The sequence below is a fragment of the Nocardia sp. NPDC057227 genome (assembly GCF_042669725.1).
Lineage (GTDB): Bacteria > Actinomycetota > Actinomycetes > Mycobacteriales > Mycobacteriaceae > Nocardia > Nocardia asteroides_A.
In genome coordinates this window covers 127788-140251 of record NZ_JBHUXA010000004.1, presented here as the reverse complement: position 1 = coordinate 140251, position 12464 = coordinate 127788, and the positions used below count along the sequence as shown (strand labels likewise).

Genomic DNA, 12464 nt, shown 5'->3' with positions numbered 1-12464 from the left:
GGCGCTCTCAGCAGCCACGTTTCCGCAGCGGAGCATTACTCTGTCGCCATGGGCGTGCGGGAGCGGGTGTTGGCGGCGGCGCTGGAGTGTTTCGCCGAGGAGGGTTACGAGCGCGCCACGATCGCGCGTATCCGCGAGCTCAGCGGGGTGTCGAACGGAGCGTTGTTCCATCATTTTCCGACGAAGGAGGCGATCGCAGGCGCTCTCTACGTGGACTCGATCGCCTCGATCCTGCAGCGGTATCGGGAGATTCTCGCCGCCGAACCCCTGACTCTCGACGAGGCAGTCTCCGGGGTGATCCGGGCGCAGCTGAGCTGGGTCGAGACGAATCCGACGCGGGCGCGCTTTCTCTACGCGCAGGGCAGGCTGAACCCGGCCTCCGATGCCGGCACGCGGTTGCGGGAGATGAACGCCGAGGTCGGCGCGGCCTACAGGGAGTGGCTGGCACCGTTCATCGGTAGCGGGGCGGCCCGCGAGCTGTCGATGCCGGTCCTGGTGGCGGTCGTCACCGGCCCCGCCCACGCCATCGCCCAGCAGTGGCTGGCCGGACAACTCGCCGGCTCTGCGCTGTCGTTCGCCGAGGAACTCGCGGCCGCGGCGATCGCGAGCCTTTCGACCGAGCCCGCCCCGCCGAAGCAGGCACTGCGGCCGGTCACCGCTCGGATCCGGATAGAGCTGCGGGACGCCGATGGTTCGGTGACCGGCACGGCGACCACGACCACCGTGCTCGACGGCACCACCACCTGAGGCATGCCGAGCAGCACTCCAGAGTGTTACTCTGTCGTCGGGATCCGCCGTCCGAACGACCTCTCAGGAGTGCTCATGTCCCTCACCTCGACCGCGCCCTCGTGCTTGGATCTTCCGGCGGCGCACCGCGCGATCCGCGAGGAGGCACGCTCCCGTGCCGCCGAGTTCGCTCCGCGTGCCCGCGAGATCCGCGACCATCTCCTCGAGCACCGCGCGATGCACCCGCAGCTGTGGCAGGTGTTTCGCGAGCAGGGCTGGTGCGCCCGGACTCCCGGTCCGGCCGAGCGGGGTGGGCTGCTCGCCACAGCCATCGTGCTCGAAGCCTTCGCCGAGCAGGGCATCGTGCTGTGGATGCCGGTGCTGACGGCGGCCATCGCCCACGCCATCGCCCTCGTCGGTCCTGATTCCGCACGCGAGACCTGGCTGCCGCTGGTCGCCGACGGACGGGTCCATCTCGCGATGGCGGCCACCGAACCCGAAACCGGGCACAACGTCTTCGCCTCGCGTACCGAGATCCGGCGCACCGACGAGGGTTTCGTGGTGCGCGGCAGCAAACGGGTCACGTCCGGGCTCGACGTCGCCGAGCGGGTCCTCGTCCTCGGCCGGGCCTACGACGGCGAGCAGGCCACCGGCTACACCACCCTGCTCATCGACCCGCGCAGCCGGGGCGCGACGATCACCGAGGTGCCCATGCGTTTCCGGGAAGGCGTGCGCCAATTCGAGCTCGAACTCGACGATGTCACCGTCCCGGCGGACGCACTGGTCGGCAGGCACGGCGCCGGGCTGTTCACGCTGTGGCCGTTCACCAGTGTCGAGCGCGTCCTCACCGCCGCCCTGTGTGTCGGATCGGCCGCCTACGCGGTCGACCGGTCCGTCGCCCGCGCCAAGGAGCGGGTCATCGCCGGTGGCACACCGATCGGCGCGCACCAGGCCGTTTCCCATCCGCTCGCCCGGCTGAGTGCCCGGCTCACCGCCACCCGGCTGCTCGTGCACCGCACCGCCGCCCGCTCCGACGCGGGTGCCGACATCGCAGGCGATGCCAACGCCGCCAAGGTCCTCGCCGCCGACCTGGCCTTCGACGCCGCCGACCACGCCGTGCAGGTCTTCGGCGCCGACGCCTGGGACGAACGCAACGGCTGGCTCGACCACTACCTCGACGCCCGGCTGGCCCGCTCCGGCCCGGTCAGCAATGAATTCGCTCTCAACCACCTTGCCGAGCACACCCTCGGCCTGCCCGCACACCGGTGACCCCTCGGCTCGTCCGAGCTGCAGGTCGTCGAGCCGCCGGACGCCGCTTCCGCGTCGGAATCGCGACCCGTCGCCGCCACCTCCACGCCGTCTCCGAGCAAGCTATCGAGCCGGAACGACCTCGTCGGCGGTCGCCGCCGGGACGTCGGGTTCGGCGGGCTTGCGCCGCGGGATGAACAGCACCACCGCGGCACCAATGGCCGCCGCCACCGCGCCGACCACGAAGCACAGCCGGAAGGCATCGACGGTGGGGATCTCCGGCGCGCCGGGCGCGAGCGCGGTGGTCTGACTGGTCAGGACGACCGCCATGACCGCGCCCGCGACGGTGGTGCCGATCGAGCGCATGAGCGCGTTGAAGGCGACACCCGCGGCGGCCTCGCTCGGGGGCACGTTCTCCAGCACCAGGGTCGGCATGGCGGCGTACCCGATGCCGACGCCCGCCGAGGCGATGCAGGTGGCGAGGAGGAGTTGCCAGGGGGCGTCCATCAGCACCGCGCCGCTCAGGTAGCCGAGCGCGAGCACCGCGGCGCCGAGGCTCAGCGCGGTGCGCCCGCCGAAGCGGGTGATCAGGAAGCTGGAGACCGGTGCGAAGAGCAGCATCATCAGCCCCGACGGCGCCATCCAGAGCCCGGCCGCGAGCAGGCTCTGCCCCAGCCCGTACCCGGTGGCGGCGGGCATCTGCAGCAGCTGCGGCACCACGATGGCCTGCGCCATCAGCCCGAACCCGATCAGCGCGGCGGCGATATTGGTGAGCAGCACCGGGCGCCGCGCGGTGGTGCGCAGGTCGACCAGCGGCGCGTCGTGGCGCAGCTCGAACAGCCCCCACGCCAGCAGGACCACGATGCCGCCGCCGATCAGCCCGAGCGTGCTGCCCGCGGTCCAGCCCCAGTCGTTGCCCTTGGTGACGCCGACCAGGATGCCGACCAGCCCGATCGCGAGCCCGATCGCGCCGAGCACGTCGAGCTTCGCCTCGTGCGCGTCGTGCACGTGCGGCAGGACGAGCACGGTGAGCAGCGCGACCGCGACGGCCAGCGCGGTCGCCACCCAGAAGAGCCAGTGCCAGTCGTTGTCCTGGGCGATCCAGGCCGCCAGCGGCAGGCCGAGCGCGCCGCCGACGCCGAGCGTCGCGCTGATCGCGGCGGTCGCGGTGTTGACCAGGTGCTTCGGGACGGCTTCGCGCACGAAGCTGATCGCCACCGGGATGTACCCCATCGCCAGCCCCTGCAGCACCCGCCCCGCCAGCACCGGGAGCAGCGAGCCGGAGAGCGCGCAGATCAGCGAGCCGGCCAGCAGGATCAGCGCGCTGACGGCGAGCACCGGTTTCTTGCCGACGATGTCGGCGAGCCGCCCCGCCACCGGCATCGCGACCGCGCCGCCGAGCAGCGTCGCGGTGACCACCCAGGAGGCATTGCTCGCGGTGGTGCCGAGCAGCCGCGGCAGCTCGCTCTGGATCGGGATGACCAGCGACTGCATGAGCGAGACGCTCAGGCTGGAGAAGCCGAGCGCCACCAGGATCACCACGGGATTCTTCGCCGGCGCACCGGAACCGACTTGCATGCCTACTCCTCGCAGCGCCGATGTGTAACGTACACATGATTCGTGTGTATGTTACACAGCCGCCGCGCGATCCGGCTAACCGGCGAGCGCCGCCGCCAGGTCGTCGTAGACGTCGAGCACCCGGTCCAGGCCGGTGACGCCGAGCGGGCGGCGCACCGCCGCCGAGGCGACGACCCGCAGCCGGGCGCGGTGGTGCACGTCGACCAGCACCTCCAGGCCGGAGGAGTCGAAGAAGTCGACGCGCGAGAGGTCGAGCACCGTCGGGATTCCCGGTGTGCGCTGCGCCGCGTCCAGGGCCTCCCGGAGCCGCGCCGCCGTCACCATGTCCACCTCGCCCGCGGCCGTGACCACAACGGCGGTGTCGCGCGCCTCGGTCGCTATCTCGAATCCGGACCACTGCTGCCCCATGTCGTCCATGCCTTCCGCCGTGGTCCCCCGCACCGATTTGTCGCAGGGTTACCCAGTACCCGGCGGCTCTATCGGCGCTGGTAGCGGCGTCACACCGGCGGCTCCGGCGGGTAGGTGTGAGCCCGGCGCGGACGGGTACGCCCTGGAACGACGAGGAGGAAGCATGATCGGAACCGAGGGAGACCAGGCCGCGCTGCGGATCGAGTTCCCGGCCGCCGCCGACGAGCTGCCGGCGGTGCGCGGCAGGCTGCGCGGCTGGCTGGCCGGCGCGGTGGCCGACCAGGGCCGTGCCTACGACCTGCTCCTCGCCGCGGGGGAGGCGTGCACCAACTCCGTCGAGCACGGCCACCGCGGCGACCGCGGCCCGGTCCGCCTGGTCGCGGAGCTGCGTCGGGGCGAGGTCCGGATCACCGTCACCGACAGCGGGCGCTGGATTCCGCGCGCGAAAATTCGTGAATCGAAGGCGACCCAGCTTCGCGGTCGCGGCCTGGCGCTCATGCGCGAGCTGACCACGTACACCCGCCTCACCATCCTGGACTCCGGCACCACCGTCGAGCTCTGCGCTCCGGCCGCCTGAAATATTCTTTCCGACACCGTAAATCGACCTTTCGATTGCGCTCCATCACATCTCCGTAGTAACTTCTGGACAAGTGTCTGGTCTGTAGTTCAGATCAGTGTCCCGGTGCGACGGAGGGTCGATGGCGTCCAATGCGACGGTGCTGCGCCGCAACTTCTCCGGAACCGTGCTGTCCAGCCTGGCCACGCTCGGGCGGGGGTTGCGGATCGGCACCTCGGCGGTGCGGATCGGCACCGCCGACGCCGCCCGGCTGCGCTTCCAGGTGCGCGAGAGCCTGGCCCAGGCCTGGTTCCTGATCAGCGTCACCGCGGTGCCCGCCGTGCTGATGGCCATCCCGTTCGGGGTGATCCTCTCCGCGCAGGTCGGCAATATCGTCTCCCAGCTCGGCGCGGACACCATGATCGGCGCGGCGGGCGGGCTCGGGGTGATCAAGCAGGGCGCGCCGATGGCGGCGGCCATGCTGCTCGGCGGCGCAGGCGCGGCGGCCATCGCCGCGGATCTCGGCGCGCGTACCGTCCGCGAGGAGGTCGACGCGCTGCGCGTGATGGGCGTCGATCCGGTGCAGCGGCTGGTGGTTCCGCGGATCGCGGCCATGCTGGTGGTGGCGCCGCTGCTGAACATCCTGATCATCGTGGTCGGCATCGCCGCCGGTTTCGTGGTCGCGGTCGCCGCGCTGGACGTCACCCCGGGCAGCTACTGGGAGTCCTTCGGCTCCTTCACCACGACCGCCGACATCTGGGTGTCGCTGATGAAGTCCATGATCTTCGGGTTCCTGGTGGTGGTGATCGCGTGTCAGCGCGGGCTGGAGGCCAAGGGCGGGCCGCGCGGGGTCGCCGACGGGGTGAACGCGGCGGTGGTGATGTCGGTGGCGGCGGTGGCGGTGCTCAACATGGTGATCACCCAGGTGGTCACCATGTTCATGCCGGTCAGGATGGCGTGATGACGGCCGCCCCGTACGCCCCGGCCGGGCTGAAGCGGCTGAGCCGGATGGCGCACGGGGTGCGCCCGCTGCGGCCGATCGACGAGCTCGGCTTCGCGCTCGGCTTCGTCTGGCAGGTGCTCGCCTCGGTGCCGTACACGCTGGTGCACTACCGGCGCCAGACCGTCGCGGTGATCACCGACATGACCTGGGGGCGCGGCTCGGTCATCATCGGCGGCGGCGTGGTCCCGCTCATGCTGCTGCTCGGCGCCTCGATGGGCGCCTCCATCGGCATCGAGGCCTACAGCGCGCTGAACCTGCTCTCGCTGGGCCAGCTCTCCGGCCTCATCTCGGCCTTCGGCATCACCCGCGAGCTGGCGCCGATCGCCGCCGGGGTGGGGTTCGCCGCGCAGGCGGGCTGCCGGATGACCGCCGAGATCGGCTCCATGCGAATTTCCGAGGAGATCGACGCACTCGAATCGCTCGGCATCCGCTCGGTGCCGTTCGTGGTGACCACCCGGGTGATCGCCGGAATCGTCGCGGTGGCACCGGCGTTCGTCGTGGCGCTGATCCTGAGCTACCTCTCCTGCGAGCTCGTCGTCACCGTCGTGCACGGCACCCCATCGGGCACCTACGACCACTACTTCGACCAGTTCGTGCTGAGCTGGGACATCGTCGCGGCGACGATCAAGGTGACGATCTTCGCCGTCGCCGTCGTACTGATCCACAGCTACCAGGGCTACTTCGCCACCGGCGGGCCGGAGGGCGTCGGGATCGGCTCCGGCCGGGCCATCCGGGCCAGCCTGGTCTCGATCATCGCCCTGGACATGGTCGCCACCATTCTGCTCTGGGGCTTCCAGTCCCCGATCTCGTTCACCGGATGATGTGATGCCTGCTTATACGTTGTCCGGCACCGAGGTCGGACCCCGTCGTGCCCGCGCCATCGGGCTCGGCGCCGTCGCGCTCGCCGTCGTGCTGCTGCTCGCCTGGCAGCTGGTCCCGGAGAGCCGCGCCGCCGACGAGATCCGGGTCGGGCTGGTGACCGGCGCGGTCGGCGCGGGCGTCGAGCCGGGCACCGACGTCCGGCTGGACGGCGTGCGGATCGGCTCGGTGCTGGCCATCGACACCGCCGGACCCGGCCGCAAGACCGTCGAGCTGGCGCTCTCCGGGTCCCAGCTCTTCGGCCTCACCGATGCGCTGAGCCTGGAGTACGCGCCGGACAACCTGTTCGGGATCACCGCACTGCAACTGCGGTCGAACCCGGGCGGCTCCGCGCTCACCGACGGCGCCACCGTCGACCTGACCGGGCCGGAGTCGAGCCGGGTGCGCGACGCCACGCTCGCCGCGCTGCTGAAGTCGACCGGCATGCTGACCGACTCGGTGCTCACCCCGGAGCTGGCGCAGCTCATCGGCACGCTCTCCCGCGACGTCGGCGCCTTCACCCCGCTGCTGCAGGCCATCGGCGCCACCGTCCGCGCCTACGTGGAGACCCGCGAGCTGCCGCCGTCGGTCCTGCTCGCGCGGTACGGCTCCGCGTTGGCCGGGCTGCCGCCGATGCTCACCGGCGGGCTCGACGTGCTGGACGCCGCCTACAGCAACCAGTACTTCCGCACCCCGGAGAACCTCGCGCGGTTCAAGGAGATGTTCGGCGGCATCGACCACCAGCTGCTCCCGGTGGTCACCCAGACCTTCACCACCGCCCGCCCGCACTTCGAGGGGCTGCTCCCGATCGCCACCACCGTGCTGAACCAGATCCCGCGCACCGTCGGCGACCCGGACGCCACCGGCGCACGGCTCACCGAACTGCTGGACCGGCTGGCCCGCGCCTTCCGGGCGGGCCCGGACGGGCCGGTGCTGACCGCCGAGGTCGAGCTGGACGTGGTCCCCGGGCTGGCCGGGCCGCTGGCGGCGCTCGTGGCGGGCCGCTGATGAGCACGCGGGCGCTGCTGCTGCGTGTCGCCGCCGCCGTCGCGGTGATGGTGCTCGCCCTGGTCGGGGTGTTCCAGCTGGTGGAGCGGCCGGTCGAGGGCGAGACGGCCACCTTCACCGCGCTCTTCACCGATGCCAACGGCCTGCGCGTCGGCGACGACGTGCGGATCTACGGTGTGCAGGTCGGCAAGGTCGAGCGGCTCGAGCTGGACGGCACGCTGGCGCGGGCCGGGTTCACCGTGCAGCGCGCGCACCCGGTCTTCACCGACTCCACCGTCGCCATCCGCTACCAGAACCTGACCGGCTTCCGGTATCTGGAGATCGTGCAGCCGGAGCGCCCCACCGCCGAACGGGATCCGGGCACCGAGTTCAGCACCGCGCAGACTGTGCCCGCCTTCGACATCACCACGCTGTTCAACGGATTGCAGCCGGTCCTGGCCCAGCTCTCCCCGGGCGAGCTGAACCGGTTCACCGAGAGCCTGCTCGCGGTGCTGCAGGGCAACGGCTCCGGCCTCGGCCCCGCGCTGGACGCCGTCGACCGGCTCAGCCGCTACGCCACCGACCGCCAGGCGGTGCTCGCCATCCTGGTCGGCAACCTCTCCCGGATGGCCGAGACGCTCGGCGGCCGCTCCGGCAACGCCGTCCAGCTGCTCACCAACCTGACCAACCTGTTCACCGCCATCGGCCAGAAACTGCCGGGGCTGGTCGACTTCTCGCTGGCCATCCCGCCGGTCATCCAGCCCATCCGCGACATCCTCACGATCCTCGGCATCACCGGCGAACCCGGCCGCGACCTGGATGCCGCACTGCGCCAGGCCTTCCCGGACCCGGCGACCGCCACCGAGGTCTTCGACCGGCTGCCGGGGCTGATCCAGGCCATGGCCTCGGCCGTGCCCGCCGCGGGCCCGGAGTCCTGCTCCCGGGGCGCGGCCACCGCGCCCGCGCCGCTGCAGGTGCTGATCGCCGGGCAGGGGGTGCTGCTGTGCCAATCCTGAAACGCAGGCGCGATCCGGAGCGGCAACCCGACGAACAGGGCACCGACCTGCGCTGGGGCATCACCGGGCTCTGTCTCTCGGCGCTGCTGGTCACCGGGGTCGGCGCGGTGTACGTCCGCGGCACCGACGCCACCCGCACCTACAGCGCCGACATCGCGCAGGCCGGCTCGATCCGGGAGGGCGACGACGTGCGGCTGGCCGGCATCCCGGTGGGCGAGGTGCGCTCGCTGACCCTGCTGCCGGACCGGGTGCGGATGACCTTCACCGTGGACGACGAGGTCTTCGTCGGCGACGGCACCGCGCTCGGGGTCCGGATGCTCACCGTGGTCGGCGGCTACTACCTGGCGCTGGAGCCCGCGGGCAGCGAGCCGCTCGGCGACCGGGTGATCCCGCGCGAGCGAGTCCTGCTGCCCTACAACCTCACCGCGGTCTTCGAGGCCGCCATCGCCCCGGTCCGGGAGGTCGACGGCGGGCTGCTGCGGCAGAACCTGGCGACGCTGGCCGGGTCGATCAACGGCAGCCCCGACGCGGTGCGCTCCGCCGTCCGCGCCGTCGGCGACCTGGTCGGGATCATGGATCAGCAGAACGCCGACATCTCCCGCGCCCTCACCGTCGCCGACGAATACCTGACCGCCCTGAACGGGAGCTCCGATGTGCTGGTGCAGCTGGTGAACAACCTCGGCACGCTGGAATCCATCGTCACCACCTACAAGACCGAGATCGCGCAGGCGCTGAACGACCTCACCGCGGTGCTGCACGGCCTGTCCCCGCTGGGGCGGATGTGGGACGAGACCTGGGCCGCGCAGGCCCGCGCGCTCACCGAGGCGATGCCGAAGCTGGACCAGCTCGGCGGCCGGATGGGCGAGCTGCTCGACGCGCTGCACGCGCTGAGCGACCGGCTGCGCCCGCTGCTGCCACCCGGCGGCGGGGTCACGCTCGACCACTCGGGCGTCTGCGTGCCGGTGCGGGGAGCGGGATGCTGACCCGCGTCCTCGGCTCCCGCGGCTTCATGTCGGTCGCGGTGCTGCTCACCCTGGTCCTGGTCGCCGTCGCCGGGTTCGCGCTGCTGCGCCCGGAGCCGGAGACCCGCGGCTACTGCGCCGACATGCCGGACAGCATCGGGCTCTACGAGGGCAGCGCCGTCACCGTCTACGGCGTCCGGGTCGGCGAGGTCACCGGGATCGAACCGCTCGGCAACGCCGCCCGGGTGCGCTTCACCGTGCGTGCCGATCGCAAGCTGCCGCTGAACGTCGGCGCGGTGACCGTCAACGACACCGTGCTCGCCGACCGCAAGCTCGAGCTCGTCGGCCCCGAACCCGAAGGGCCCGGCCGCGACCCGGCCGCCTGCATCAGCAGGGCGCTCACCCCGCAGAGCCTCTCGCGCACCTTCGACGCGCTCGCCGGCCTCGCCGACCAGCTGAACGGCGCCGACGACCCCGCACAGCGCGGCGCGCTCGGTGCCGGGCTGGACGGCCTCGACGCCGCCACCGCCGGCACCGGCGCCGAGCTCAACACCCTGCTCGGCGAGCTGGCCCGCGCGCTGAACTCCCCGCAGGCCGCCATCGACCACATCGGCGCGCTCATCGACGCGCTCACCGCCCTGGTGCACCGGGCCCGCAACGGCTGGGCCACGGTCGAGAACGTTGTCACCGAGCTGCCGCCGACCTTCACCGACATCGTGACCATCGCCTTCCCGCCCATCATCCAGCTCGTCGACGACCTGGCCTCGGTGCTGCCGCAGCTCAACGACGTCGTCCGGCTCTTCGTCACGCCGGCGGTGCGCAATCTGAACGAGATCCCGGACCTGCCTGCGCTGCTCGCCGCCGGGGTCGGCTCACTGGCCGGGCTGATCGAGCGGACACCCGCCATCGCCACCGGCTTCGCGAGCGCGGCCGACCCGGCCACCGGCCGCACCGAGATCGGCTACGCGCCACCCGCGCTCGCCCTCCCCGCGGCGGAGACCGCGCAGATCTGCGCGGGGCTGCGGGCGCTCGGCCAGCCCTGCCCGGCCGCGGCCTCGGGGGCGATCCGGGTGCCGATCCCGGCGCTGCTGCTCGGGGCGGTGAGCGCCCGATGAAGCGGCTGCTGCTCGCGGCAGGCACCGTGCTGATGCTGGCCGGCTGCTCCTTCCGCCCCGCCGAGCTGCCGGTGCCCGGCGCCGGCGTGGACGGCCCCACCTACCCGCTGCGCATCGAGTTCGGCAATGTGCTCAACCTGCCGACCGGCGCCAAGGTGATCGCCGACGGCGTCCGGGTCGGTGAGCTCACCGGCGTCACCGTCGTCGACGCCGGAACCGGAAGCGCGCGGCCGGGTTTCGTGATCGCCGACATCGCGGTCCGCGACGCCGTGCGGTTGCCGCTCGGCACCAGGGCGGAGCTGCGCCAGGAGACCCCGCTCGGCGACGTGCACATCGCGCTCACCGAACCCGCCGCACCCGCCGCGGGCAGGCTGGAACCCGGCGGCACCATCCCGCTGGCCGACACCACCCAGCCCCCGCTCATCGAGGACATCCTGGCCGCGCTCTCGGTCTTCATCGGCAGCGGCGCCGTGACCGACATCCAGGATCTGGTGCGCACCATGAACGGGGTGCTCCCCGCCGACCCGCGCGACACCGCCCGGCTCGCCGAGACCGTCGGCGCCGACCTCACCGACCTCGCGGTGAACGCGGGCGCGCTCGACGACGTGCTGCACGGACTAGAGGCCGTCGTCCAGCAGGGCGTGCTCGACAACGCCCCCGTCATCTCCGAGCTGCTCACCCCCTACGGCGTGCAGCAGACCACCGACGCCATGAACGCCCAGATCGGGGTGATCTTCGTGCTCACCTCGCTCGGCCCGGTCGGCCCGAGCACCGCCTGGCTCGGCCCGCTGCTCGCCGCGCTGGAGGACACCGTGCGCGCGGTGGTCCCCGTGCTGTTCGGCGCCGCACCGCTCGACACCACCGCGCCATCGAACCTGAAGAAGCTCACCGACCTGTTGCGGACCAAGGTGATCCCCTACACCGAACACGGCCCGAAGCTGGACCTGACCACGGTGACGGTGGGCTCCTCCGGCCTGTCCCCGGAGGAGCAGACCGGCCGCATCGTCGACACCCTGCGCATGATCGGAGCGGTCCGGTGAACGTCCGCGGCATCACCTCGCTCGGCGCCATCGCCGCGGTGCTGGTCTTCGGCGTCGCCTACATGGGCATCGGCGTGCTGCACCTGGACCCGCGGCGCGACCACATCCGGGTCACGCTGCACCTGGAGAACTCCGGCGGGCTCGGTCCCGGCGCACCGGTGCTGCTGCACGGCATCCAGGTCGGGCGCACCGAGGAGGTGCGCACGGAGCCCTCCGGGGTGCTGGTCCGGCTCGCCATCGACGACCGCTACCGCATCCCGGTGGCGGGCGAGGTGCACATCGAGCAGCTCTCCGCGCTCGGCGAGCCCTACGTCGGCTTCGCCCCCGACTCCGACGCCGGGCCGTATCTCGCCGACGGGCAACAGGTTCCGGCCGACCGGGTGCACCTGCCGACCACCATCACCGCGCTCTCCACCCGCATGGTCGAGCTGCTGGACCAGATCCGGCCGGAGACCATGGCGAGCCTGGTCGGCACCTTCGACCAGGCCCTCGACGGCACCGACGCCGCCGTACAGACCCTGCAGCGCTCCACCTCGCTGCTGGCCGCCACCCTGCTCGGCCGCTCCGCGCAGCTGCGGCAGCTCTTCGCCGACCTGCAGGCGCTCGGCGGCGACATCGACTGGATGGGGCCCTCGCTCGCCGCGGCCGGGCCGCTCTTCGGCGAGTTCGGCGTGACCCTGAGCGCCATCGTGGAGAACGGCTCGAAGCTCGTGCAGGCCCGCCCGCCCGCCGAGTACTTCACCGGCGACGGCGTCCTGCCGTTCCTGGTCGAGGTCGAGGCGCTGCTCGCCCGGATCGGCCCGAGCCTGGCCCCGCTCGGCCCCATGCTGCAACCCGTCGTCACCGACGCGGTGCGCGGCGCCCCCGCGCTCGACATCGGCGCCCTGCTCGACCAGGCGCTCAACGGCGTCGACCCCGACGGCACCCTGCACTTCCGCATCGGCCTCCGATAGCCCCGGAAAGGACG

At 72.2% G+C, this 12464-nt stretch carries 13 protein-coding genes; 11 read left to right on the top strand and 2 right to left on the bottom strand.

Annotated elements, in window-relative coordinates:
* Positions 1-48: 48 nt before the first annotated feature.
* Positions 49-747 (top strand): TetR/AcrR family transcriptional regulator, encoded by a 699-nt coding sequence (locus tag ACFUJ1_RS08535; RefSeq protein WP_378644000.1) that lies wholly within the window; start codon positions 49-51, stop codon positions 745-747.
* 75 nt (positions 748-822) lie between these two features.
* Positions 823-1995: an acyl-CoA dehydrogenase family protein gene (locus tag ACFUJ1_RS08530; protein ID WP_378643999.1), complete on the top strand. Its 1173-nt coding sequence runs from the start codon at positions 823-825 to the stop codon at positions 1993-1995.
* Between the two features lie 102 nt (positions 1996-2097).
* On the opposite strand, the gene ACFUJ1_RS08525 is transcribed toward ACFUJ1_RS08530, so the two are convergent.
* Complete coding sequence (locus ACFUJ1_RS08525) at positions 2098-3552, bottom strand: MFS transporter (protein WP_378643997.1); 1455 nt, start codon at positions 3550-3552, stop codon at positions 2098-2100.
* Between the two features lie 75 nt (positions 3553-3627).
* Positions 3628-3969, bottom strand: a complete 342-nt coding sequence (locus ACFUJ1_RS08520; RefSeq protein ID WP_378643996.1) for an STAS domain-containing protein — start codon at positions 3967-3969, stop codon at positions 3628-3630.
* A 154-nt stretch (positions 3970-4123) separates the two neighbouring features.
* On the opposite strand from ACFUJ1_RS08520, the gene ACFUJ1_RS08515 reads away from it, so the two are divergent.
* The 9 genes from ACFUJ1_RS08515 to ACFUJ1_RS08475 all read left to right on the top strand — a co-directional run bounded on the left by ACFUJ1_RS08515 (position 4124) and on the right by ACFUJ1_RS08475 (position 12450).
* Positions 4124-4537 carry an ATP-binding protein gene (locus ACFUJ1_RS08515; RefSeq protein WP_378643994.1) on the top strand — a complete coding sequence of 138 codons (414 nt, stop codon included), beginning with the start codon at positions 4124-4126 and terminating at the stop codon, positions 4535-4537.
* 121 nt (positions 4538-4658) lie between these two features.
* A complete protein-coding gene (locus ACFUJ1_RS08510) occupies positions 4659-5477 on the top strand; it encodes an ABC transporter permease (protein ID WP_378643993.1) in 819 nt (272 codons plus the stop codon).
* Entirely contained in the window at positions 5477-6340 is an 864-nt protein-coding gene (locus tag ACFUJ1_RS08505) for an ABC transporter permease (protein WP_378643991.1), read from the top strand. The genes ACFUJ1_RS08510 and ACFUJ1_RS08505 overlap by 1 nt, the downstream gene beginning before the upstream one ends.
* Before the next feature lie 4 nt (positions 6341-6344).
* Entirely contained in the window at positions 6345-7385 is a 1041-nt protein-coding gene (locus ACFUJ1_RS08500) for a hypothetical protein (protein WP_378643989.1), read from the top strand.
* Positions 7385-8380 (top strand): MlaD family protein, encoded by a 996-nt coding sequence (locus tag ACFUJ1_RS08495; RefSeq protein ID WP_378643988.1) that lies wholly within the window; start codon positions 7385-7387, stop codon positions 8378-8380. The genes ACFUJ1_RS08500 and ACFUJ1_RS08495 overlap by 1 nt, the downstream gene beginning before the upstream one ends.
* Positions 8368-9363, top strand: a complete 996-nt coding sequence (locus ACFUJ1_RS08490) for an MlaD family protein (RefSeq protein ID WP_378643986.1) — start codon at positions 8368-8370, stop codon at positions 9361-9363. Before ACFUJ1_RS08495 ends, ACFUJ1_RS08490 begins: the two co-directional genes overlap by 13 nt.
* Entirely contained in the window at positions 9357-10457 is a 1101-nt protein-coding gene (locus ACFUJ1_RS08485; RefSeq protein ID WP_378643985.1) for an MlaD family protein, read from the top strand. Before ACFUJ1_RS08490 ends, ACFUJ1_RS08485 begins: the two co-directional genes overlap by 7 nt.
* The gene (locus ACFUJ1_RS08480) at positions 10454-11497 is read left to right on the top strand and encodes an MlaD family protein (protein ID WP_378643984.1); all 1044 of its coding nucleotides are present in this window, start codon (positions 10454-10456) and stop codon (positions 11495-11497) included. Before ACFUJ1_RS08485 ends, ACFUJ1_RS08480 begins: the two co-directional genes overlap by 4 nt.
* Complete coding sequence (locus ACFUJ1_RS08475) at positions 11494-12450, top strand: MlaD family protein (protein ID WP_378643982.1); 957 nt, start codon at positions 11494-11496, stop codon at positions 12448-12450. Before ACFUJ1_RS08480 ends, ACFUJ1_RS08475 begins: the two co-directional genes overlap by 4 nt.
* Positions 12451-12464: the final 14 nt, after the last annotated feature.

Excerpts from the sequence above, each read along its gene's own strand:
- ACFUJ1_RS08535 (WP_378644000.1), top strand. The coding sequence starts at position 49 with ATGGGCGTGCGGGAGCGGGTGTTGGCGGCGGCGCTGGAGTGTTTCGCC.
- ACFUJ1_RS08530 (WP_378643999.1), top strand. The coding sequence starts at position 823 with ATGTCCCTCACCTCGACCGCGCCCTCGTGCTTGGATCTTCCGGCGGCG.
- ACFUJ1_RS08525 (WP_378643997.1), bottom strand. The coding sequence starts at position 3,552 with ATGCAAGTCGGTTCCGGTGCGCCGGCGAAGAATCCCGTGGTGATCCTG.
- ACFUJ1_RS08520 (WP_378643996.1), bottom strand. The coding sequence starts at position 3,969 with ATGGACGACATGGGGCAGCAGTGGTCCGGATTCGAGATAGCGACCGAG.
- ACFUJ1_RS08515 (WP_378643994.1), top strand. The coding sequence starts at position 4,124 with ATGATCGGAACCGAGGGAGACCAGGCCGCGCTGCGGATCGAGTTCCCG.
- ACFUJ1_RS08510 (WP_378643993.1), top strand. The coding sequence starts at position 4,659 with ATGGCGTCCAATGCGACGGTGCTGCGCCGCAACTTCTCCGGAACCGTG.
- ACFUJ1_RS08505 (WP_378643991.1), top strand. The coding sequence starts at position 5,477 with ATGACGGCCGCCCCGTACGCCCCGGCCGGGCTGAAGCGGCTGAGCCGG.
- ACFUJ1_RS08500 (WP_378643989.1), top strand. The coding sequence starts at position 6,345 with ATGCCTGCTTATACGTTGTCCGGCACCGAGGTCGGACCCCGTCGTGCC.
- ACFUJ1_RS08495 (WP_378643988.1), top strand. The coding sequence starts at position 7,385 with ATGAGCACGCGGGCGCTGCTGCTGCGTGTCGCCGCCGCCGTCGCGGTG.
- ACFUJ1_RS08485 (WP_378643985.1), top strand. The coding sequence starts at position 9,357 with ATGCTGACCCGCGTCCTCGGCTCCCGCGGCTTCATGTCGGTCGCGGTG.
- ACFUJ1_RS08480 (WP_378643984.1), top strand. The coding sequence starts at position 10,454 with ATGAAGCGGCTGCTGCTCGCGGCAGGCACCGTGCTGATGCTGGCCGGC.